At 60.7% G+C, this 21,408-nt stretch carries 18 protein-coding genes; 10 read left to right on the plus strand and 8 right to left on the minus strand.

The features are described from left to right. Window positions 1–21 precede the first annotated feature (21 nt). The 5 genes from ACZ5DH_RS12905 to panB all read left to right on the plus strand — a co-directional run bounded on the left by ACZ5DH_RS12905 (window position 22) and on the right by panB (window position 4,334). Window positions 22–1,308, plus strand: a complete 1,287-nt coding sequence (locus tag ACZ5DH_RS12905) for a multidrug effflux MFS transporter (RefSeq protein ID WP_464254658.1) — start codon at window positions 22–24, stop codon at window positions 1,306–1,308. Between the two features lie 223 nt (window positions 1,309–1,531). Next, window positions 1,532–2,065, plus strand: coding sequence for a hypothetical protein (locus ACZ5DH_RS12910; RefSeq protein WP_464254659.1), 534 nt, complete (start codon window positions 1,532–1,534; stop codon window positions 2,063–2,065). 3 nt (window positions 2,066–2,068) lie between these two features. Next, the gene (locus ACZ5DH_RS12915; RefSeq protein ID WP_464254660.1) at window positions 2,069–2,248 is read left to right on the plus strand and encodes an MnmM family RNA methyltransferase; all 180 of its coding nucleotides are present in this window, start codon (window positions 2,069–2,071) and stop codon (window positions 2,246–2,248) included. A 295-nt stretch (window positions 2,249–2,543) separates the two neighbouring features. Further along, a complete protein-coding gene (gene speB / locus ACZ5DH_RS12920) occupies window positions 2,544–3,419 on the plus strand; it encodes an agmatinase (protein WP_464254661.1) in 876 nt (291 codons plus the stop codon). 81 nt (window positions 3,420–3,500) lie between these two features. Further along, window positions 3,501–4,334 carry a 3-methyl-2-oxobutanoate hydroxymethyltransferase gene (gene panB, locus ACZ5DH_RS12925; RefSeq protein WP_464254662.1) on the plus strand — a complete coding sequence of 278 codons (834 nt, stop codon included), beginning with the start codon at window positions 3,501–3,503 and terminating at the stop codon, window positions 4,332–4,334. 242 nt (window positions 4,335–4,576) lie between these two features. On the opposite strand, the gene nspC is transcribed toward panB, so the two are convergent. From nspC to ACZ5DH_RS12955, 6 genes are all read right to left on the minus strand, one after another. Then, window positions 4,577–5,797 carry a carboxynorspermidine decarboxylase gene (gene nspC, locus ACZ5DH_RS12930; RefSeq protein ID WP_464254663.1) on the minus strand — a complete coding sequence of 407 codons (1,221 nt, stop codon included), beginning with the start codon at window positions 5,795–5,797 and terminating at the stop codon, window positions 4,577–4,579. 1,640 nt (window positions 5,798–7,437) lie between these two features. Then, window positions 7,438–8,649, minus strand: coding sequence for a saccharopine dehydrogenase family protein (locus tag ACZ5DH_RS12935; protein WP_464254664.1), 1,212 nt, complete (start codon window positions 8,647–8,649; stop codon window positions 7,438–7,440). Window positions 8,650–9,009: 360 nt separating this feature from the next. Further along, window positions 9,010–10,440 (minus strand): histone deacetylase family protein, encoded by a 1,431-nt coding sequence (locus ACZ5DH_RS12940; protein WP_464256561.1) that lies wholly within the window; start codon window positions 10,438–10,440, stop codon window positions 9,010–9,012. Further along, complete coding sequence (locus tag ACZ5DH_RS12945; RefSeq protein ID WP_464254665.1) at window positions 10,433–10,774, minus strand: hypothetical protein; 342 nt, start codon at window positions 10,772–10,774, stop codon at window positions 10,433–10,435. The genes ACZ5DH_RS12940 and ACZ5DH_RS12945 overlap by 8 nt, the downstream gene beginning before the upstream one ends. A gap of 428 nt (window positions 10,775–11,202) precedes the next feature. Then, window positions 11,203–11,856, minus strand: a complete 654-nt coding sequence (tmk, locus tag ACZ5DH_RS12950) for a dTMP kinase (protein ID WP_464254666.1) — start codon at window positions 11,854–11,856, stop codon at window positions 11,203–11,205. Continuing rightward, window positions 11,832–12,863, minus strand: a complete 1,032-nt coding sequence (locus ACZ5DH_RS12955; RefSeq protein ID WP_179980300.1) for a 3'-5' exoribonuclease YhaM family protein — start codon at window positions 12,861–12,863, stop codon at window positions 11,832–11,834. Before ACZ5DH_RS12955 ends, tmk begins: the two co-directional genes overlap by 25 nt. Window positions 12,864–12,971: 108 nt before the next feature. On the opposite strand from ACZ5DH_RS12955, the gene surE reads away from it, so the two are divergent. From surE to gap, 3 genes are all read left to right on the plus strand, one after another. Then, window positions 12,972–13,739 (plus strand): 5'/3'-nucleotidase SurE, encoded by a 768-nt coding sequence (gene surE / locus ACZ5DH_RS12960; protein WP_464254667.1) that lies wholly within the window; start codon window positions 12,972–12,974, stop codon window positions 13,737–13,739. Between the two features lie 728 nt (window positions 13,740–14,467). Beyond that, window positions 14,468–15,394 (plus strand): class II fructose-1,6-bisphosphate aldolase, encoded by a 927-nt coding sequence (gene fba, locus ACZ5DH_RS12965; protein ID WP_464254668.1) that lies wholly within the window; start codon window positions 14,468–14,470, stop codon window positions 15,392–15,394. 32 nt (window positions 15,395–15,426) lie between these two features. After that, complete coding sequence (gap, locus tag ACZ5DH_RS12970; protein ID WP_464254669.1) at window positions 15,427–16,428, plus strand: type I glyceraldehyde-3-phosphate dehydrogenase; 1,002 nt, start codon at window positions 15,427–15,429, stop codon at window positions 16,426–16,428. A 100-nt stretch (window positions 16,429–16,528) separates the two neighbouring features. On the opposite strand, the gene ACZ5DH_RS12975 is transcribed toward gap, so the two are convergent. Together ACZ5DH_RS12975 and ACZ5DH_RS12980 are read right to left on the minus strand one after the other, a co-directional pair. Further along, window positions 16,529–17,488 (minus strand): TIGR01777 family oxidoreductase, encoded by a 960-nt coding sequence (locus ACZ5DH_RS12975; RefSeq protein ID WP_464254670.1) that lies wholly within the window; start codon window positions 17,486–17,488, stop codon window positions 16,529–16,531. Window positions 17,489–17,976: 488 nt separating this feature from the next. Beyond that, a complete protein-coding gene (locus tag ACZ5DH_RS12980) occupies window positions 17,977–18,438 on the minus strand; it encodes a nuclear transport factor 2 family protein (protein WP_464254671.1) in 462 nt (153 codons plus the stop codon). Window positions 18,439–18,659: 221 nt separating this feature from the next. On the opposite strand from ACZ5DH_RS12980, the gene cysK reads away from it, so the two are divergent. Beyond that, on the plus strand, window positions 18,660–19,583 hold the full coding sequence (gene cysK / locus ACZ5DH_RS12985; RefSeq protein WP_464254672.1) for a cysteine synthase A: 924 nt from the start codon (window positions 18,660–18,662) through the stop codon (window positions 19,581–19,583). Window positions 19,584–20,062: 479 nt separating this feature from the next. Further along, window positions 20,063–21,049 carry a chemotaxis protein gene (locus ACZ5DH_RS12990; protein ID WP_464254673.1) on the plus strand — a complete coding sequence of 329 codons (987 nt, stop codon included), beginning with the start codon at window positions 20,063–20,065 and terminating at the stop codon, window positions 21,047–21,049. Window positions 21,050–21,408: the final 359 nt, after the last annotated feature.

The following is a 21,408-nucleotide window of genomic DNA, read 5'->3' on the forward strand; positions in this document are numbered from 1 at the left end:
AAATCGAAGGAATAGCACCGCATGAGTTTTACGCAGAATGACCTTGTCGTCGGGCCCGGGGCCCGGCTGAGCCGCGCCCGCAGACTTTTTTTCGCACTGCTGCTGGCCATGCTGGGGGCATTTGGCCCCTTGAGCATAGACACCTATTTGCCGAGCCTGCCCCAGATCGCCGGGGACCTTTCCATCTCAACGGCTGCCACGCAGATCACCATCACCGCCTTTCTGCTGGGCATGGCCATTGGCCAGATATTCATAGGCCCCATTTCCGACAGTCGCGGGCGGCGCGGGCCCCTGCTGCTGGCGCTGGCCTTCTTCACGCTTGCGTCATTTTTCTGCGCCCGGACAGGCTCCGGCGAAGGTTTTATTGCCCTGCGGTTTGCGCAGGGGCTCAGCGGGGCAGGGGGCGTGGTGCTTTCGCGCGCCATTGCCTGCGACCTTTTTCGCGGGCCGGAGCTCACAAGCTTCATGGCCGTGCTCATTGCCATACAAAGCGTGGCCCCCATCGTGGCCCCGCTTCTGGGGGGCGCGCTGGCCGCGCTGGGCGGCTGGCATGCGGTCTTTGTCTTTCTGACGGGCTTTGGACTGCTGCTTGTGTGCCTGTGCGCCTGGAGGCTGCCGGAAACGCTGCTTCCAGAGGCCCGGCGGCCCGGCGGCGTGCTCGCCTCCCTGCGCTATACGGGCAAGCTCTTCAGTGAAAAGGCCTTCATGTGCTTTGCCGGGGTGCAGGGCTTCACCATGGCCGGATTTTTCGGCTATGTGGCGGCCTCGCCCTTTATTCTGCAGGATATGTACGGCTTTTCACCCACGGTCTACGGCATGATCTTCGGGGCCAACGCGCTCAGCCTGTCCCTCATGGCCGTCGTTACCGGGCGGCTGGCCCGTCGCGTGAGGGAAGAAAAGCTGCTCGTGGTCGGAAACGTCCTGCGCTGGGTGGCCTGTCTGACGGTGCTGGGCGTGACCCTTGCGCGCCCGGTCTCGCCCTGGCCTCTCATTGCCGCCCTGTATTGCATGATCACGCTCCAGGGCGTGACCTTCGCCACCAGTTTCACCCTTGGCATAGCGGCGCAGGATGTGGGCGCGGGCGCGGCTTCGGGCGTGATCGGCGTGGCGGCCTTTATTTTCGGGGCGTTTTCCTCCCCGCTGGTGGGACTGGCCGGGCCGGGAACCGCTGTCCCTCTGGGGATAGTCTGCGCGGTGACGGGAAGCGCCGCCCTGGCTTTGAGCCTTATGGGCACCAGGGCGCTGCGCCTGCGGCGCGGACGGCTGGCCGCATCCGCACTGGCCGCATCTGACCTGGCCGAAAAATGATATGCGCCCCGGCTTTACGGCGTGCCGCATTGACGCGGGCTGGCCCGGATAGTACATATGGAGGCGCTTGCGACATTTTTCTCTAGGCCGTGCGGCATGAGCGCCTTTCAGGGTGTCTTTGCGCCGGGCATGGTCTGATGGTCTGTTCCAGAAATACGTGAGCCAAGTTCTGATGGCGCTTGGAGCCAGGGTGCTTGCGCCGCCAAAAAGTGAAGGAGTTTCCATGCCTGAGCCACAGAGCCAATTCCAGAGCGCCGTAGCCTCCATGATTGAAGCGGTGATGTTTGAAAACTGGCTGCGATTCTATTTTATCAGCGAAAAGCCCGATGCCGCTCCGGTAGACGGCGAAGCGCCGCTGTTTATGGCCGTGCCGGTCAAGGGTATGGAGCGCATTGCCGAACTCTACCCCCATCTGCTGCCCCTGGCCGATGAAATGAACGGTCAGGAAGTGACCTTTGAAATGTCGCAGCGCGCCATCTGCAACTTCGTGGCCACCCATGTGGAGGGCAAGAGCATAGCGCGCGACAGCGCGGCCATGATTTTCAACAGCTCCACCTTTCAGGTGCAGATGCAGCTTTTCAATACCTGGGTGCAGATGCACGAAGATCAGCTGGACCGAGGCTTCACGGAGTTCGGCGCGTGGCGCAAGCTGTTTGACGAATGGCGTCAGACCCCCGGCGCGCGTGAACTGGCGGAAAAGCTGACTCTCAGCATACAGGGGTCCCCGACCGCTGGCGGCAGGGAAACGGTGCAATAAGGCTTGAGCGGTGAGGGCCACGCGGGCGGCGCTGAAGAGGCGCAAGCCCTGGTCAGCAGGGTGCGGACGCTGCCGCTCCGGCGCTGGCGGGTGGTGCCCCTTGCCGATACCAACAGGGAGCGGGCCGCGGAAAGCCTGCTGCTGGTGGAGCGCCTGCCGGTAAAAACGTCGCAACAGCCATAAATCTGGGCTGGCGGCGTGCATCCGTGAGATAATTTTTTGTACAGCGGCAAGCCTGCAACGTGGGGCACAGGGCAGGAGAGTATAAGTTTTTAAACGAAACAGGATTTGTTCCTGAAATAAATTACAATAAATTACGCATAATTAAAGAAACTTATTTCTTAAACCCACTTGGCACGGCCATTGCAGAATAGAAAGTACCTTCCTTTCTTTTGCTGACAGCCTCCTCCAAATAAGACGGCCTGCCTCCCCAAGCGGGCCGTTTTATTTGGTTCATCCATACAGCCTGAGGATAGTCATGCAGCATTTTCTTGCATCCGAATACAGCCCCGCCCGGCCTGATCAGGCCGCCTTTCATATTATCCCCGTTCCGCTGGAGCAGAGCGTCTCTTACGGCGCTGGCACGGCCCACGGCCCTGAGGCTCTGCTCACGGCTTCCCAGCAGCTTGAAGCCTGGGAAAGCGGCCTTGCCCCCGGAGAATCAGGTTTTTATACCGCGCCGCCAGTGGACTGCAGCGGCCCTGTAGAAGGGGTCATTGACCGTATCGAGGCTGCCACGGCCCAGGCGCTTGCCTGCAATGCCGTGCCGGTGCTGCTCGGCGGCGAGCACACGGTGAGCCTTGGCGCATTGCGCGCCCTGGCCAGACAGGCGCAGAGCACGGGCGAACCCTTCGGCATCGTGCAGTTTGACGCCCATGCCGATCTGCGTTCAAGCTATGAGGGCAGCCCCTATTCGCACGCCTGCGTCATGCACCGCGCTGTGGCCGACCTGGGCCTGCCGCTGGTGCAGTTTGGCGTGCGCGACTTCTGCCGTGAGGAAGCCGAGGTGCGCAAGGCGCGCAACGTCACGCACTATGACGCCTATTTCATGGCCCGCGTGGGTCTGCCCGAGCTGCCCCTGCCCGAGGGTTTTCCGCAGCGGATTTACATCACCTTTGACGTGGATGCCTTTGACGCCTCCCTCATGCCCGCCACCGGAACGCCATCGCCCGGCGGCATGAGCTGGCGCGAGGCCCAGTTCATTCTTGAGCGTTGCGTTGAGGGGCGGCAGGTCGTGGGACTGGATGTGGTGGAGCTTGCCCCCATTGCGGGCCTGCACCACTGTGATTTTACGGCGGCCAAACTGACGCATCTGCTTATGGGGCTCGCGCTGGCGGCCAATAGCCGGTCCTGACGCGCCTGCCGCCGTCCGGATCTCTGGCCGTCAGGTATCTCCGGCAGTTGCCGACACGGTTTTTACCAAGGAGCATTCACCATGAAGAACACTGTGGTCACATTTCGCGCCGCCAAGGGGCAGGACAAGCTTGTGGTGCTTACCGCCTACGACTACAGCACGGCCCGCGTTATGGACGATGCCGGGGTCAACGCCCTGCTGGTGGGGGATTCGCTCGGCATGGTCATGCTGGGGCACGCGGATACGCTCAGCGTCACCATGGACGATATGACGCGCCATTGCGCCGCTGTGGCGCGGGCGGCGGATCAGGCCCTTGTGATCTGTGACATGCCTTATATGAGCTATCACGCCAGCGTGGATGAAGCCGTGCGCAATGCGGGCAGGCTGGTGACCGAAGGGCGCGCCCAGGCCGTCAAGCTTGAAGGCGGTTCGGAATTTTGTGATGTGGTCAAGGCCCTTGTTCGGGCGTCCATTCCCGTCATGGGGCATCTGGGGCTTACCCCCCAGTCTGTCAACGCATTCGGCGGGTTCAAGATGCAGGGCAAGACGCCCAGCGCTGCCCAGAAGCTGCTGGACGATGCCCGCGCCCTTCAGGATGCCGGGGCCTTTGCCCTGGTGCTGGAATGCGTGCCCGCCGTTCTGGCCGCCCGCGTCACCAAGGAGCTTGCCATTCCCGTTATCGGCATAGGCGCTGGCGCGGAATGCGACGGGCAGGTGCTGGTCTGGCAGGACATGACCGGCCTCAACACCCGGCCTTTGCCGCGTTTTGTCAAGTACTTCGGCTCGGTGGACAAGGCCCTGCGCGACGCCATTGAGGCCTATACCCGTGAAGTGCGCGCCGGGGCTTTTCCCGGTGAAGAGCACTGCTACCCCCTGCCAGAGGGTATGGAAAAAGCCGTCAGAAAGCTCAAGTAGGCACGCGCCGAACACAGATTTTTTTCAAGTGCGCGAAACAGAAAAACCCCGGCAGTGCCGGGGTTTTTCTGTTTCAGATGTCAGAGATGTTTCAAGCTGCCGCCAGGCGTAGCAGGAGCCTCGCGGATGTCGGCAGCATCGCTGGTGAAAGTGCTCTTGCGCGGCATTTCAAGTGTTAAATGCTCTAGACAGTGTCGTCACGAGCGCCTTTCCAGTCGTGACGACACTGTCTGGCGGGCGCATCAGGAAAGCCGGGTTTTAAAGTCCGCGTAGCCGAACTGCCGCAGCATGCGAAAATCCGCCCCCCCGTCGGCGTCTTGACCGCAAATGCCGATGGACGGCAGGCGCAGGCCGTTGAAGGTGGTGGTCTTGACCATGCTGTATATGGCCATGTCTTCGAATATGAGGCGCTGCCCCGGCTTGAGGGGAGCGTCAAAGGAATATTCGCCAGCCACGTCGCCCGCCAGGCATGACTTGCCCGCCAGACGGCAGGTCCAGGCTTTTTGGCCCGCTTCGCCCGCCTGTACGGCTGCGCCGTCATGCTCATACGTCACGCGCGGCCTGTACGGCATTTCAATGACGTCGGGCATGTGGCAGGGCACGCCTATGTCCAGAATGACAATGGGCATGTCGGCCTCAATAACGTCCAGCACCGTTGTGACCAGCCAGCCCGCGTCCAGGGCCACGGCCTCGCCGGGTTCAAGGTATATCTGTGCCTGACAGCGGTCGCGCCACTGGGTGAGCAGGCGGCAGAGCAGGTCCAGGTCATAGCCCGGCTTGGTGATGTGATGCCCGCCGCCCATGTTGATCCATTTGCAGCGGGGCAGCCACTGGCCGAAATTTTTCTCCACAGCGGCCAGGGTGCGCTCCAGCGCGTCCGCCCCCTGCTCGCAAAGCGTGTGAAAATGCAGGCCCGAGATGCCGTCCAGAGCTGTGGGGTCGAAATGTTTGCGCCGTATGCCAAGGCGTGAGCCGGGCGCGCAGGGATTGTATATTTCGGTCGCGCCTTCGGAGTGCTCCGGGTTGATGCGCAGGCCGCACTGTATCTGTCTGTCAGGGCAGCGGCCGTGATTCCACGCCTCGATGGCGGGCGCGAATTCGCGCCACTGCGCAATGGAGTTGAAGACGATGTGGTCTGTCAGCGTCAGCAGTTCCGCCACTTCGCGCTTGTTCCAGGCCGCCGCGAAGGAATGGACCTCGCCGCCGAATTCCTCACGGGCCAGGCGGGCTTCGTCCACGGAACTGGCGCAGGCGCCCCACAGGGGGCCGTGCCCCTTGAAGCGGGAAAGCAGGGGAAAGGTCGCCCAGGCCGCATAACCCTTGAGGGCAAGAAGGATTTTTGCCCCGGTGCGTTCCTGTACTGTGTTGAGGATGGCCGCATTGGTCAGAAGCTGGTTTTCATCCAGGACAAAGCAGGGTGAAGGGATGCGGGCCGGATCAAAGAGAAGGTGCTGACAGTGCATTAAAGTTCCTCTGGGTGAATTTGCTGCGCAGGCGTGGAATCGGCGTGGCGTTTTGCTCGGAGTTGGTGTGGTGTTGGCGTGGCCTGCTTTTGGAATTTTGACGTATTGGCGGCGTGGGTGCAAGGGGGTGGGGGGGGACTTCCGCAGTTGGCGTTTTGAGGAGAATAAAAATAGGGCCTGTCCTTTGAGAGATGGCTTCTGTGCCCTGCGGGCACGGGGGCTTTTCATTTATTTAGTTTTGGTCGCCTGCGCGGCGAGGCGAGGGCAAGCGCGACGGGCGTTCCGAAGAAAACAAATCCGGGCCTGTCCTTTGAAAGATGGATTCTGTGCCCTGCGGGCACGGCGGCTTTTCATTTATTTCGTTTTGGCCGCCTGCGCGGCGGGCGGCAAGGCGGGGCCGGTTATGGGGCTGCGCCCCCTTCTCGGCCCCCCTTGCATCCCCCCCGAAGCACCCCGCTGTCCCACCCTGACCAACAAATTCCCTTTTTCGTGGGCGGCTACGCACGAACCTCGCCGACGTGTCGGCTTCGGTTCTTTATGACGCCGCCCCCGGCGCTAGTCCGAGCCCTGTCTGAGAAGCGGCACAGGCTTGAGGCATATTACCGTGATAAAAACGCTGAACTCCCTTGCCAGATTTTTTGGTAACTCCAGACGCGGCCCAAACAGCAGAAAAAGAAGGCCGCCGTGCCCGCAGGGCACACAAGCCATCTCTCTAAGGACAAGCCCTGCTTTATTCTTTTTGAAGCCCCCGCTACGCAAGTACCGCCGCCATTACGTGCCTTTTCCCAACAGTGATATGCAGTTTCTGAGGCTCCCCCACAGCCAAAGAGACGCCTCCCTGACGCTCACTCAGGGCGAGATCACACGCTGGCATTGCGCGGCGCGGAGGGAGATCTCCGAGCGAAGCGAGGAAGCTCCCGAAGCAAAAGCCGCGCAGCCCTCGGAGAATGATGGAATATGGAAGGCCCTTAAGGGCTAACCCGCGGGAGTGGGGATATACGACAAACCCAGCGGGGTCGTCCGGGGGGAGTGCAGAGGGGGCCTCGGAGGGGCGGCAGCCCCTAACAGGCCCCCATCTGCCGCCCGCCGCGCAGGCGGCCCAAACAGCAGAAAAGGATAAGCCGTCGTGCCCGCAGGGCACAAAAGCCACCGCTCAAAGGACAAGCCCTGCTTTGTTTTCTTCAGAGCGCCAGCCCGTAGCTCTCACATCGCCGCCCGCCGCGCAGGCGGCCCAAACAACAGAAAAAGAAACGCCTCCCGTGCCCGCAGGGCACAAAAGCCACCGCTCAAAGGACAAGCCCTGCTTAATTTCTTTCGGCGCGCCCGTCGCGCATACCCACGCCCGCCCGCCGCGCAGGCGTCCCAAACGAAATAAAAGGAATGCCGCCACGCCCGCAGGGCACAAAACCCATCTCTCAAAGGACAAGCCCTGTTTTCTTCTCCTTGAAGACGTAGCTACGCAATCCCCTGCCCATCAAAGAAAAAACCGAAAGGCTGTCCACCCGTAACCGGGCAAACAGCCTTTCAAAAAGCAGACGCAGTAAAACAGACGTATTTTTTCTGACCGTGAAATACTCACAGGAATGTCGCCTTGTAGCTTTAACGACACCCCTCGCGGGCAATTCAATCGTGAGAAAAAACTAGATTTTTCCCGTCACATCCACGCACTGCCAGGGCAGCCCGTATTTGCCCAGATCCTTGAGGAAGGGATCGGGGTCAAACTGCTCCATATTCCACACGCCGGGCTTGCGCCACGTACCCTCGGCCACCATCTTGGCGCCGATCATGGCGGGCACGCCCGTAGTATATGAAATGGCCTGCGAGCCCACTTCGGCGTAGCACTCTTCGTGGTCGCAGATATTGTAGATATATACGGTTTTTTCCTTGCCGCCGCTGACGCCGCGCATAAGGTCGCCGATGCAGGTCTTGCCCTTGGTCAGGGGGCCGAGAGAGGCCGGATCGGGCAGAAGCTTGGCCAGGAACTGGATGGGCACAATGTCCTGCCCCTGGAAGTTCACGGGATCAATGCGGGTCATGCCCACGTTGCCGAGCACTTTCAGGTGGTTGAGGTAGTTGTCAGAGAACGTCATCCAGAAGCGTGCGCGGCGCAGTCCCTTGAGGTTCTTGACCAGGGATTCCAGCTCCTCGTGGTACATGAGAAAGCACTTCTTGCCGCCAATGCCGTCTGGGAAATCAAAATTCATTGACCAGGACAGCGGATCGGTCTCCACCCATTCGCCCCGTTCCCAGTAGCGGCCGCGCGCGGTCACTTCACGAATATTGATTTCAGGGTTGAAGTTGGTGGCAAAGGGCTGGCCGTGGTCACCGGCATTGCAGTCGATGATGTCGAGCACATGCACTTCGTCCAGTTGGTGCTTCATGACCCAGGCGGCAAAGACGTTGGTGACGCCGGGGTCAAAGCCGGAACCGAGCAGGGCGGTGAGCCCGGCTTCGCGGAAGCGCTCCGCGTAGGCCCACTGCCACTTGTATTCAAACTTGGCGGTGTCCAGCGGTTCGTAGTTGGCTGTGTCCACATAATGCACGCCGCATTCAAGGCAGGCGTCCATAATGTGCAGGTCCTGGTAGGGCAGGGCCACGTTGCACACAAGGTCGGGCTTGACGCTGCGGATAAGCGCGCAGAGTTCGGGCACGTTGTCCGCGTCCACCTTGGCGGTGGCAATGTCCACGCCGTAACGCGCCTTCACGCTCGCGGCGATGGCGTCGCAGCGGGCTACCGTGCGGCTGGCAAGGGTTATCTTGTCAAAAGTGCCGCCTTCCTTGGCCACCTGGGCGCATTTGTGGACAACCACGCTCCCGACGCCGCCCGCGCCGATGATAAGGATATTCGCCATGGCTCTTCCCTCTCAGCAAGATAGGGGGTCAAAAGAAAATCCGCGCGGCTGCGCCGCCCGGTCACGTCCCATCACACAAAAAGCGCCTTTGGCCGCAAGGGGCATTACGGGCGCAAAGTCCGGCTATATGCCTGCAAAGACCGGATCAGTCAACCGGATTCTACGGATCACGTGCGGTCTTTATTGGCAGTCAGGCATACTGCCTTTGAAAATTCAAAGTGTGCCCCGCAAAGGAGACGCGCCCAGCCCATGCCGCAGAATGTGCGCAAGGCCGCGCGGGCGTCGAAGTGGTCGCCTCTGCGCCCGCAGGTGGCGCTGTCATGCCCATAAGTGCCAGTTGTCATGTCCGCGCGGGGACGTCTACACCCGCAAATGCTCGCGTTCGGCGGCTGGCAAAAGGCCTGCGGCATCGCCGTCCAGCAGCAGCACGTGGGCGTGGCGTCCGGCCTTGCGGGCTTCTGCGGCAAGCTCCTGTCCCTTGGCCCGGCAGGCCGGGCAGGCATGGCGCGGTATGAGCAGGCAGAGCGAGCGGGCCACGCGATCCGACGCCGTTTCGATGCGTCCGAGGCCGGAGCAGTCCGCGCAGAGCCGCCAGCCTTCCGTCTGGCCCTCGCTGATCATGTCAGTATCATAAAAAATATGCTTTTGCCGTACCCACCAGCGGTCCTGGCCCCGGCCTTCCACCCGGCCCTCAAAAGGCTCGGCGGGCGGGTTGAAATAGCAGTCGCGCACCTGCCCGCACAGGCGGGCTATGTACTGTCCCACCCTGGGGTCCTGGCGCGTGGCTTCCGGCGTCCAGCCCGGCTCGCGGATGTCGCCGGCGTCCAGCCCCGCCAGGGCCATGCAGATGCCTAGGTTCACGTAGGGCAGAGCGCCGCGAATGGCATAGCCGCCCTCAAGCACCGCCACATGGGGATTGAGCAGCCTTGTGAGGGCCGCGTAGCCCTGCGCCGACAGCTTCATATTGGCCAGAGGATCGGTGAAATGGTTGTCCTGCCCGGCGGAGTTGATGATGAAGTCCGGCTTGAAGTCTTCGAGAATGGGCAGCACCGCGTGTTCCACGGCGTAAAGATAGCCTTCGTCCGAGGTTTCCGGCGGCAGGGGGATATTGATGGTGCGGCCAAGAGCGCCGGGGCCGCCGCATTCTTTAACAAAGCCGGTGCCGGGATACAGGGTGCGCCCGTCCTGATGCAGGGAAATGAAGAGCGTGTGCGGGTCGTTCCAGAACACGTCCTGGGTGCCGTCGCCGTGGTGCACGTCCGTGTCCACAATGGCGATGCGCAGGGGGCGGCCGTCGGGGTGCGGGTAGGTGTCGCGGATGTACTCCACCATGACGGCTTCATTGTTGATATTGCAGAAGCCACGGTTGCCGTGCACCACGCGCATGGCGTGATGTCCCGGCGGGCGCACCAGGGCAAAGGCGCGGTCTTCGTGCCCTTCAAGCACAAGGTGGGCGGCGCGTATGGCTCCGCCTGCCGCCGCCAGATGCGAATCCGTGCTCACGGCGCGAACCGTGGGCAGGCAGAAATGGGCACGTTCAAGCTGCGCGTGGCTGGCGAAGGCAGGGCGGTATTCCGTAATGCCGGGAATATCGAACAGACCTTCTTCCACAAGCTGGTCGCGCGTGTAGAGCAGGCGCTCCTCGCGTTCGGGGTGTGTGGCGGAGATGGCCCAGTCAAAAGCGGGAAAAAAGACCACTCCCAGCCGTTGCGCGGCACGGAATGCGGCCTTTGCGCCCACCTGCGGGAAAGAGTGTGTTGCCGGGCGTTGCCCGGCCCACGGCTCAGTCATCATTTTCGTCCAGCGCGTCAAAGATGTCCGCCCCGTAGCGGGCGTAGGTCACCATGCGGCCCATTTCGGCCAGACCCAGCGAATAGGCCAGGTTGCTGGCCGCCACGGCCACGAAGAGCAGGCCGTTTTCGTCGTACATGGCAAAGAGGCCGCCGCGGCCGTCTTCCTTGCGGAAAGCCACGCAGTACATGAGTTCCGGGTCGCCCAGAATGCCGGCGGCCGTGTGGTCGGCAGGGGGCTCGGGCAGGGCGAATTCAAAGCCGGCGGACCCGTCTGCGCGGGGAATGAAATGCAGCTTTGTGCCTTCGATCTTGAGGTCGTAAAATTCTTGCATGATATTCTCCCCGTCAGACGGATTGTAAACAGGTTATGTGACAGAATTGTTATGGCCGACTGTCACGGCACGGGGCGGAAGATCCGCGCTGCCGCGCTGCTCAATGAGGCGGCCCTGGTGATGGTTGCCTTGTGGAGCAATGGCCCCCTGAAAGTACTCCGGCGGCTGCGTGGGCATCCGCCCCGCCGTGAAGACGTCCGCGCGGCTTGCCTGTGCTCTTGCTGGCCGCTGCGGGCGTCTTCAATTTTTGAGAATGTGGATTCCCAAAGGTGTTCTGCTCCGGAGCATTTTAACTTTGAAAAAGTGTAAATGCTCTAACGCTGTACGAAAGTACAGCGCGCCACAACGTGGCGTGGATTCAGCCGAAAATCGCATTTTTCGGCTGAATGAAAACTTTGAAATGTGAAGCATTTCAAAGTTAATCTGCTCTAGTCGAGCCCTCTGCCACGGCTGCGCAGATGCGCCTCAATGGCCGAGCGGCACTGAAGCACCACGTCTTCGGGCGGCTGCGCGGCGTCAATGATGGCAAAGCGTTCGGGTTCCTCTTCTGCCAGGGCGCGGTAGCCCCGGCGCACGCGCTCATGAAAATCCAGGCTCTCGCTGTCAAAGCGGCCTTCGGCAATGACTATGCCGGAGGCGCGGTTGCGTTCTCCGGCGCGCACCAGTCCGCAGCGCACGGGCAGATCCAGCAGCAGGGTCAGTTCCGGCTGAAGTCCCCCAGTGGCTGCCTGGTTGAGACCGCGCAGGTATTCGATATCCAGCCCGCGCCCGTAGCCCTGATAGGCCAGCGTGGAGTCCGTGAAGCGATCGCAGAGCACCACCTGCCCGGCCTCAAGGGCGGGACGGATGACCTCGGACACATGCTGGGCGCGGTCAGCCAGAAAAAGAAACAGCTCGGCCCGGCTGCAAAGCCCCGTGGTGCGTACGTCCAGCAGCAGCGAGCGCAGGCGTCGGCCAAGGGCGCTGCCCCCCGGTTCTCTGGTGGTGACGGGGTCATATCCGTGGGCTTGCAGGTACTCCACAAGAAATTCAATGGCTGTGGATTTGCCCGCGCCCTCTATACCTTCAAAAGTGATAAACATTCTTCTTTGACCGCCTTTTTGCGGGTTGCGGGGGCGGCTTTTTCCGGTGTCCGTGCTGCCCGGTATACGGGGCGTCCCAGGGTGGCCTGCCAGGGGGTCCAATCCTGCCCCTCGTCGTCCAGTTGGGCGAAAAGGCCACGGCACTGGGCCATCTTGGCGTCCAGATTGTCGGCATAGTGCAGGGCCATGGCCTCGGGCGTGTGGGGCGGGCGCACCGCGCCGAACTGGAGTTCGCCGTGGTGGCTCAGGATAAGGTGCTTGAGATGCCGTTGCAAAGGCTCTTCAAGGCCGGATTTGGCCATGAAGGGGGCCAGCATTTCTATGCCAAGCATGAGGTGGCCGAGCAGGCGGCCCTCGTCGGTATAATCGTTGGCAAGACCGCCGGAAAATTCGCGTATCTTGCCGATGTCGTGAAAGAGCGCCCCGGCCAGCAGGGTCTGACGGTCCAGTTCCGGATACTGGTCGGCGATGCGGCGGCAAAGGGTGAAGACGCTCAGGGTATGCTCCAGCAGGCCGCCCACATAGGCGTGGTGTACGCCCTTGGCGGCCGGGCATATGCGAAAAGCGGCCCGCAGTTCTTCATTGTTGAAGAAGCCCTGTACCAGTTTGCGCCAGGGCGCGTGGGTAAACTCGGTCTTGATGAGCCCGTCCAGTTCCTGAAGCATGTCGTCCAGCGGATAGGGGCTGGCGGGCATAAGGGCGGTGTGGTCCACGGCGGCGCTTTCGGCCTCGTCGAGCAGGCGCATGTGCTCCACCGTGAGCTGTACCTGATCGCGGTAAAGCCCGGCGCGGCCTTCAACCCAGACAAGGGAGCCGGAGGGGATCTCGCTGAAATCAGCGCTGAGGGGGCTCCATATCTTGGCTTCCAGACTGCCGCTGGCGTCCGTCAGGGTAAGCCGCCAGTACGGCCCGTTGCGGGACTGGCCCTGAGCCGCCTGACTGACGGCGAACAGACCGCGCGCTTCTGACGCGGCGCTAATGTCTTTGACGTAACAACCTTTTTCCATATATCTTTCCAGGAGCGGCCAGCGCTCCGCGCTTTTGGGTCTCCGTACACGGCGGCGGGCCGCAACGGGTCTATGGCCCGAATTTCCCTTCTTTCCGAGGTATTGTCAATGAACGTTCTCCTGACCAATGACGACGGCATCCGTGCCAGGGGCCTGCGTGCCCTGTACGCGGCCTTGATGGAAGCCGGGCACACGGTTTTCGTAGTGGCCCCCATGCGCCAGCAGTCCGGGGTGGGGCATTCGCTCACGGTCTTTGAGCCCGTGCGGGCCATGGTGATTGAAGAGCCCGGCTTCACGGGCACAGGCGTTTTTGGCACGCCCACAGACTGCGTAAAGCTGGCCCTGGGCCGTCTGCTGCCCCAAAGGCCCGACCTTGTCATGTCCGGCATCAACGCCGGGGCCAACGTGGGGCCGGACATCCTGTACTCGGGCACCGTGGGGGCCGCCACCGAGGCCGCTCACGAGGAACTGCCCAGCATGGCCGTCTCGCACGACAGCTTCAGCCACAACACCGGCCCGGACGTGGACCTCATGCCCCAGGCCAGGCACGCGGTGGCTCTGGCCAGCCGCATCAACTGGGCTGAAGTGGGACGCCGCCGGGTCATCAATGTGAATTATCCGGCCTGCCCGCTGGAGGAGGCGCGCGAACTGCGCATCTGCCCCCAGACCAGCGCCGTGTGGAAAAACGTCTATCTTGAGCGTGAAGACCCGAGGGGCGTGCCCTACTGGTGGCTTGAGGGCGAAATCCCTATGGAGAGCATTGAGCCTGATTCGGACAAAGACCTGCTCAACCGGGGGCACATCACCATGACGCCCCTGAATTTCGAGTTTACGGATCACAGGGGCATGCGCGCCCTGGGGAAGATGGGGCTTTAGGGAAACGCTGATTTATTCCGTTTGGCGGTGTTGCTTCACTTTTTTTGAAACAGTCGAGGACGGAAGAGTCCACTCCTGCTTCAAAAAAAGATCGCGCCTTGCCAAATGAAACAACTGCGCGTTTCCAGGAGGCTCTTTAATCAGCGCTTCCTTAGAGCAGTTAACGAATGAAATGAGTTACCCGCTCTGCAAGGATTTTCCTGAAAAATCCTTGCCACGAAATGCGAGCAGGCAGGCTTTTGCCTGCCGTCCTCGAGCATTTCAAGTGTTAAGTGCTCTAATCCGTTAGGGCATTTTACCTTCTCGGCCCGAGGCTTCCCTGAAACCCCGGGATGTCGCGGGCCTTGGCCGGGAGCCCTGGAACGCGGCTCCCACTGGCGCGCAGGCTGTTCACAGAGTGCCCGCAGGCTGGCAGCCGCGCCATACTGCATAAAAGTGTTCAGTGTTTTCCCGCTCTGTGCATATTTGTATATGTATTGAATTGGCGGGGGGATATGCCCCAAAACGGCCATGGGTGCGCGCCTGCCGTGGAGCAAAAATCGTCAAGCGGCCAGGGATGCCCTTGTGGTGGTGTTAAACCATTCCCCTTCGCGCAAATTTGGTGTATGTGACTCTTGCTTGTGACGGGCGTTGGTGCTAGCCATGCTGTCTTGATGTCTGCACGGGCAAATGCCATTTAACCTTGAGTATTTCGGCAGCCCTTGCCGCAGAAAACCACGGAGGAAGTCATGCCTCTTACCAATCCCAAAGAAATGTTCGCCGCCGCCTATGCGGGGGGCTATGCCATTGGCGCGTTCAACGTCAATAACATGGAAATAATCCAGGGTATTATGAATGCGGCCTCCGAAGAAAAATCGCCTGTCATCCTTCAGGTTTCTTCCGGCGCGCGCAAATACGCGGGGCAGGTGTACATCATGAAGCTGGTGGAGGCCGCCCTGGCCATTGACGCCAGCGTGCCCGTGGCCGTGCACCTTGACCATGGCCCGAGCTTTGAGATGTGCCGCGACTGCATTGACGGCGGGTTTACCTCGGTCATGATCGACGGTTCGCATCTGCCCTTTGAAGAAAACATCGCCCTCACCAGGCAGGTGGTGGAATACGCCCATCCCCGTGGCGTGTGGGTGGAGGCGGAACTTGGCAAGCTGGCGGGTATTGAGGAGCACGTGCAGTCCGACGAGCACGTGTATACCGACCCCGCCGAGGCTGTGGAATTTGTGGAGCGCACGGGCTGCGACTCCCTGGCCATTGCCATCGGCACAAGCCACGGCGCGTACAAGTTCAAGGGCGAGGCCAGGCTGGATTTCGACAGGCTTGAAACCATCAGCAAAAAGCTGCCCGACTATCCCCTTGTGTTGCACGGCGCGTCCAGCGTGCCGCAGGAATTTGTCGCCCTGTGCAACCAGTACGGCGGCAAGGTGGGCGGCGCCAAAGGCGTGCCTGAAGACATGCTGCGCAAAGCCGCGGGCATGGGGGTGTGCAAGATCAACGTGGACACGGATATCCGCCTGGCTGTCACGGCCTGCATCCGCCAGTATCTTGCCGAACATCCCGAAGAGTTCGACCCCCGGTCCTATCTCAAGCCAGCCCGGGAAGCTGTCAAGAACATGGTGGCGCACAAGATCCGTAATGTGATGGGATCTTCGGGCAAAGCCTAGAAACCACATAAGCCTTCGTCAAGGAGCGCAACATGCCCGTCAAACTGGGAATGAACGGTTTCGGCCGCATTGGCCGCTATCTGCTGCGGTTGCTGGCCGACGACCAGGATCTGCAAATCGCCGCCATCAACGCGCGCGCCGATAATGCCGCCCTGGCCTATCTTTTCAAGTACGACTCCACTTACGGCACCTTTGCGGGCAGCGTGGACCACGACGAAAACGGCATCATAGTCAATGGCCGCCACATCGCCGTAACCCGCTGCAAGCCCGGTGAATGGGAATGGAAGCGCCTGGGCGTTACCATTGCCGTGGAGACGACGGGCACCATCAAGGACGGCGAGGGTCTTGCCAAACATCTGGCCTGCGGCGCTGAAAAGGTCGTCATATCCGCGCCCGCCAAGGAAGTGGACGCCATGGTCGTCATGGGCGTCAATGATCATGTGTATGACTGCGTCAAGCACAGGATCATTTCAGCGGCTTCCTGCACCACCAACTGTCTGGCCCCTGTGGCCAAGGTGCTGCACGAGAAGTTCGGCATCCGTCACGGCCTCATGACCACCATTCACAGCTACACCATGAGCCAGCGCATTCTGGACGGTTCGCACAAGGACTGGCGTCGTGGCCGTGCGGCCGCCGTGTCCATGGTTCCTTCCAGCACGGGCGCGGCCAAGGCCGTGGGCATCGTGATGCCCGAACTTGAGGGCAAGCTCAACGGCATGTCCGTGCGTGTGCCCACCTTTGACTGTTCCCTTGTGGACCTGACCTGTGAAGTGGAACGTCCCTGCGACGCGGCGGCCGTCAACGAGGCCCTCAAGGCCGCCAGTGAAGGCTCCTTGGGCGCGCATATGGGCTTTACCGAAGAGCCGCTGGTTTCCATCGACTTCAGGGGCAGCACCCACGGCGGCGTGGTGGATGCGCTTTCCACCCAGGTGCTCGACGGCACCATGGTCAAGGTGCTCATCTGGTACGACAATGAAGCCGGCTTTACCCATCAGTTGCTGCGCCTGCTGCGCATGGTGAGCGGCACCTGCTGATCGCTGCCAATCACCTGTAGAGATTGAAAACTTACAGGCGGCACGGACTCTGCGTTCGTGCCGCCTTTCTGTGCAGATAGTTTTTTGAAAAGACGCGGAGTTACGCACGCCGCGTGAGCGTCTCGGCCAGGGCCTGTTCGAGTTCAGGGCACTGAAAGTTGTAGCCAGCTTGCGTGAGCCGGGCGGGAAGCGACTTTTGCCCGTTCAAAACCAGTTCTTCAGCCATCTGCCCCAAAGCCAGACGGAGCGCGAATCCGGGAACAGGCAGCCACGATGGGCGTGAACAGGCCTTGCCCAGAGCGCGGGCAAACTGGCGCATGTTGACCTGGGTGGGGGCGCTTATGTTGAAAATGCCTTGCACGTCCTCACGCTCAAGCAGAAAGCGCACGGCGTGCGTTACGTCCGACATGTGCACCCAGCTCATGGGCTGACGGCCGGAACCGACCGGGCCGCCAAGAAAATACAGAAAGGGCGTCAGCATCCGTTCCAGAAATCCCCCCACGGCTCCTGAGGCTTTTTGCCCCATAACGGGCGAAAACCGCAGGATGCAACGGCGGACGCCCAGCGTTTCCACAAGATCTGTGCTCTCTTCCCACAGGGCGCACACATCTGCCAGAAAACCCTGCCCCTTTGGATGTTTTTCGTCACAGCCGGGGGCCGTTGCGGCATCCTGCCACAGACCGTAATAGCCGCAGGCCGATGCCTGCAACAGGGTGCGCGGCAGGCGCAATTCCCTGTCACGCAGGGTTTGCAGCGCTGCGGTCAGGGCATGCCCCGCGTTGAGCCTGCTTTGCGCTATGGCCTGTTTTCGGGCGGCAGTCCAACGGCCTGCGCCGATGTTTTCCCCCTGAAGATTGATCACCGCATCCACACCTTCAAGCAGGGGGATCAGCCCTGGCATGTCCATGCCGTTCCAGGCCGCGTACGCAAGACCCTTTTGCGGGGGACGCCCGTTCGGATTGCCGCGCACGGCGGCGCGAACCATATGCCCCTGCTGTAAAAGATGGGATGTGATGTGTGATCCCAGAAAGCCCGTGGAACCCAGAATAAGTATATGCATGGTTTGTCCTGTCGTGAGGAAGGTTCTGAGGCGGGACAGCCGCGCCCCCCCCTTGAGTGTCGTGGGGCAGAAGAAGATGCCGTGGAGCGCGGCCAGAGTAATGTTCCGGATGCAGTGCGCTGGCGCATGGCTGTGGGCGGCACACGGCCACATGGTGATGGGCGGCGTGTGCCCGAGTCCGGCTGTCCGTGGAGCAGACTGTATGCGCAGGGCCGTCAGCTCGGCGACGGTCGATGCTGCAGGCCCATTGGCGACAGGGCCGCGAGCGACTGACAATGCCGCAGGCCGACTGCCAGCGGGCGGTGTGGGATCTGCTGGCATCCTTGCGGCCATCATAAACCGTATTGCCGCGTTTCTCCAGCATGCCGGGCGGAAACAAAAGGCGCGGAGCATGCCGTGAACAAAAAAAGCCCCGTGGTGACGGGGCTTCGGTAGTAGGGGAAAAACCGCCGGAGCGGCTACTGGGGCTTTGGCGACGGGCTCTCGGGCTACTGGATCTTGCAGTTGCCGTCCCTGCAGTCAGGGGTGGCGACCACGGGAGTGGCCTGGAACAGCACCACCTGTTCGCGGTTCTGGTTTTTCACAACCACGAGGGTAAAGCGCATGAGTCCTTCGGGCTGCGCAGGATGGGAGATGCCCTTGAAATAACCGTTGCCCGTCATCAGGGTGGCGCCGCCGATCATAGTGGTGCGCACATTGGTGATGGTCAGGCGGTCAACGACCAGTTCCTTGTTTTTGATGGACTGGATGAAGTGTTCCTTGTCCTCAATGTGCCCGTTGCCGGCGATGTGCCAGTAGTTGGGGGCCAGCAGGGTTTCAAGGGCGGGGATGTCGCCGGTCATGACCGCTTCGGTATACAGGGCTACTGTGTCGGCCTTGGCGTGAGCCTGACCGGCGGTAAGGCAAAGGAACAGAGCGCAGACAAGAAATGCGGATTTCAGAAAATTCATGGTATCCTCCGTCGTTATGCTGGGCCGGCACCTGCGGCGCAAGGCTGTTTCGCGCCGGGAGCTGGCCCGGCATGTATATTCAGGAAAGTTTGCCAATGCACGAGCTTTCCTCTATTCTCTAGTCCTGACTGTTAAGCAAAACGCGTCTGTTGTAAAGCTCCACCTGCCCATCCTACAGGATTTTCGGGACGTTCCCTACGATACCATGAGGTTTTCTCGCCATGCTTACCAACATTCTTCAGGCTATTGGCAATACGCCTCTGCTGCGGCTGGATATGTCACAAGATCTGCCCGGCACGGTCTGGCTCAAACTTGAAAATCGTAACCCCGGCGGTTCCATTAAAGACCGCGTGGCGTTTCACCTTATTGAAAATGCCCTTCAGTGGGGCGAACTGGAGCCGGGTGGCCTTGTTGTGGAGGGCACCAGCGGCAACATGGGCATTGGCATAGCCCTGGTTTCGGCCGTTCGGGGCCTGCGCTGCGTGCTCACCATGCCAGAATCCATGAGCATTGAGCGGCGCAACCTGCTCAAGGGCCTTGGCGCGGATCTGGTGCTTACCCCGGCTGCCAAGGGCATGACGGGTGCCGTTGAAGAAGCCCGCCGCATCGCCGAAGAGCAGGGCGGTTTTATCCCCGGCCAGTTCACCAATCCGGAAGCCGTGCAGGCCCATTACAAAACCACCGGGCCCGAAATTTACAGCGACAGCGTTGGCAAGATGGATGTTCTGGTGGCTGGCGTGGGCTCAGGCTCGTCCATCACGGGGGCTGGCCGCTTTTTGAAGGAGCGCATCCCCGGTTTCAGGGTCATTGCCGTGGAGCCGGAAGCCTCGCCCGTGCTTTCGGGCGGCAAGGCGTCGCCGCACCTCATTCAGGGGATAGGGGCCGGCTTTGTGCCCGCCATCCTTGACCGTGCCCTGCTGGACGAAATCCTGCTGGCCGATGCCGAAGAAGCCCTGGTCACGGCCCGCAAACTCATGCGCTGCGGCATCGTGACCGGCATATCCACCGGCGCCAACGTGGCGGCCGCCCTCAAGGTCGCGGCGCGCCCGGAAATGAAAGGAAAAAACATCGTCACCTTTGCCTGCGATACTGGCGAAAGGTATATGTCCACCAGGTTGTTCACTGATATGACGCAGTCGGCCTAGACAGTGTCGTCACGAGGGCCTTTCCAGTTATTTCTGCGTCGAACGTCGCCTTTTATTCCGGTCGAGTACCATCAGAGTACACTCCCTGCATAAAAGGCTCGCTCTCCTTGATATGACTGGAAATTCATCTCGTGACAACACTGTCTGGAGCATTTTACCTTTGAAATGTGAAGCATTTCAATCTGATCTAAACAGGCACGGGGCCGTCCTTTTTCGTCAGGCACCATGCGGATGAAAGAGTGCTGCCCGCTGGCCGGGGCACCCGCTGCCGGTCCTCCGGGGCTGCTGGCGGCGCGGCCCCTGCGTGCTGTCGGTTTCAAGTTTCTGGCACGGCGGCTGCGGGGAACTGATATTTTATTTTCATGAGGTAAATAGTTATTTTTTCCTGCCGATAAGTTTGGCAAGAAATAGAGCTTCGGCACTGGATTTTCCGCATGCGGCACGTTATAGCGGCCCGGTCCGTTTAATGGAGAACTTTCATGGCGCAGACCAATATTTTGCTCGAAACCGGCACCAATGAGCTCGAAATCGTGGAGTTCTACGTCAACCAGGATGGCTACGAGGCCCACTATGGCCTCAACGTGGCCAAGGTGGTTGAAATAGGCCGTCGGCAACCTGTGACGGCCATGCCGGAAATGCGCCATAAAGCCCTGCTGGGCGCGTTTCTGCACCGTAATGGGCGTATCGTGCCGCTCATCGACATGGCGCGTTTTCTTGGCAGCGCTCCCATTACCAATGAAGACGCCAAGGTCATTGTAACGGAGTTCAACGGGGTCTGTACGGGCTTTCTTGTGTCCGGCGTGAATCGCATCTACAGGTTGAGCTGGACGGACGTTGAAGCTCCCGGCCAGTTTTTGCAGAACATGAGCCGCAGTTCCGTCACCGGCGTGGTACGGCTTGAAGAGCGCGTCATATTTCTGCTGGACCTTGAGGCCATTGTGGCCGAGTTGCACCCGGCCATGGCCCTGCGCTTTGACGCAGCCGACATGGGCGCTACGGACGGCAAGACGTACACCATCCTGCATGTGGACGATTCCAGCAGTATCCGCAGCCTGCTGCTGGACCTGCTCAACAAGGAAGGACGCTTCAAGGTGGAGCAGCGCGTCAACGGGCAGGAGGCTTGGGACTACCTGCAAGCCGTGCGTAATCGCTGCGAGGCGGAGAACCGCCCCATATCGGACTTTTTGCAGGGGATCATCACGGACATAGAAATGCCCGCCATGGACGGCCTTGCCCTGTGCAAGCGCATCAAGGAAGATCCTGTGCTCAAAAAACTGCCCGTGGCCATCTTTTCCTCAATGATCAATGAGAGCCTTGCCAAAAAATGCGTTCTGGTGGGGGCGGACGCCCAGTATACCAAGCCGGACCTCAAGGCTCTTTCCGTCAAGCTGCATGAGCTTATCACCACTATCTGGGGCCACCAGGGCCAGAGTCAGGACCAGAATCAGGGCCAGACCGCAAGCTGAGAACAGCGCGAATCTGATGGCGCAGCCGCCCGGCTGTCGCCTCGTCAAAGGCTCCCCTCGAAAGTGGGGAGCCTTTGACGTCGGTGCGTCCTGATACTGCTTCGATGGCTGCCAGCCGCAGGCGGCCCGGCATGCATCGCGAAAAAGCTCTTTCGGCAGACGGCGTTTATGCTCCTGCCCGCGTGCGCCTTTGTTTCAGTGGCGTGACGACAAGCCCCGGATTGCTCCGGCGTGCCGCAGATCAGCCATGCGGTATTAAAAAAAATTATTAATTCGGAAAGCCAGTTATAAAAACTGATTCCTTCTTTTGAGCATATCATGCAAACAGTGCTGGACAATTAGCGGTCTTTTTGCTTCCG

Source organism: Desulfovibrio simplex (assembly GCF_055387835.1).

Bases quoted from the DNA above. Each gene is read 5' to 3' on its own strand.
- ACZ5DH_RS12980 (WP_464254671.1), bottom strand. From the start codon at position 18,438: ATGAATTTTCTGAAATCCGCATTTCTTGTCTGCGCTCTGTTCCTTTGC.
- ACZ5DH_RS12910 (WP_464254659.1), top strand. From the start codon at position 1,532: ATGCCTGAGCCACAGAGCCAATTCCAGAGCGCCGTAGCCTCCATGATT.
- tmk (WP_464254666.1), bottom strand. From the start codon at position 11,856: ATGTTTATCACTTTTGAAGGTATAGAGGGCGCGGGCAAATCCACAGCC.
- ACZ5DH_RS12990 (WP_464254673.1), top strand. From the start codon at position 20,063: ATGGCGCAGACCAATATTTTGCTCGAAACCGGCACCAATGAGCTCGAA.
- ACZ5DH_RS12975 (WP_464254670.1), bottom strand. From the start codon at position 17,488: ATGCATATACTTATTCTGGGTTCCACGGGCTTTCTGGGATCACACATC.
- ACZ5DH_RS12905 (WP_464254658.1), top strand. From the start codon at position 22: ATGAGTTTTACGCAGAATGACCTTGTCGTCGGGCCCGGGGCCCGGCTG.
- ACZ5DH_RS12940 (WP_464256561.1), bottom strand. From the start codon at position 10,440: ATGACTGAGCCGTGGGCCGGGCAACGCCCGGCAACACACTCTTTCCCG.
- surE (WP_464254667.1), top strand. From the start codon at position 12,972: ATGAACGTTCTCCTGACCAATGACGACGGCATCCGTGCCAGGGGCCTG.
- ACZ5DH_RS12945 (WP_464254665.1), bottom strand. From the start codon at position 10,774: ATGCAAGAATTTTACGACCTCAAGATCGAAGGCACAAAGCTGCATTTC.
- panB (WP_464254662.1), top strand. From the start codon at position 3,501: ATGAAGAACACTGTGGTCACATTTCGCGCCGCCAAGGGGCAGGACAAG.
- fba (WP_464254668.1), top strand. From the start codon at position 14,468: ATGCCTCTTACCAATCCCAAAGAAATGTTCGCCGCCGCCTATGCGGGG.
- ACZ5DH_RS12935 (WP_464254664.1), bottom strand. From the start codon at position 8,649: ATGGCGAATATCCTTATCATCGGCGCGGGCGGCGTCGGGAGCGTGGTT.
- cysK (WP_464254672.1), top strand. From the start codon at position 18,660: ATGCTTACCAACATTCTTCAGGCTATTGGCAATACGCCTCTGCTGCGG.
- nspC (WP_464254663.1), bottom strand. From the start codon at position 5,797: ATGCACTGTCAGCACCTTCTCTTTGATCCGGCCCGCATCCCTTCACCC.
- gap (WP_464254669.1), top strand. From the start codon at position 15,427: ATGCCCGTCAAACTGGGAATGAACGGTTTCGGCCGCATTGGCCGCTAT.
- speB (WP_464254661.1), top strand. From the start codon at position 2,544: ATGCAGCATTTTCTTGCATCCGAATACAGCCCCGCCCGGCCTGATCAG.
- ACZ5DH_RS12955 (WP_179980300.1), bottom strand. From the start codon at position 12,863: ATGGAAAAAGGTTGTTACGTCAAAGACATTAGCGCCGCGTCAGAAGCG.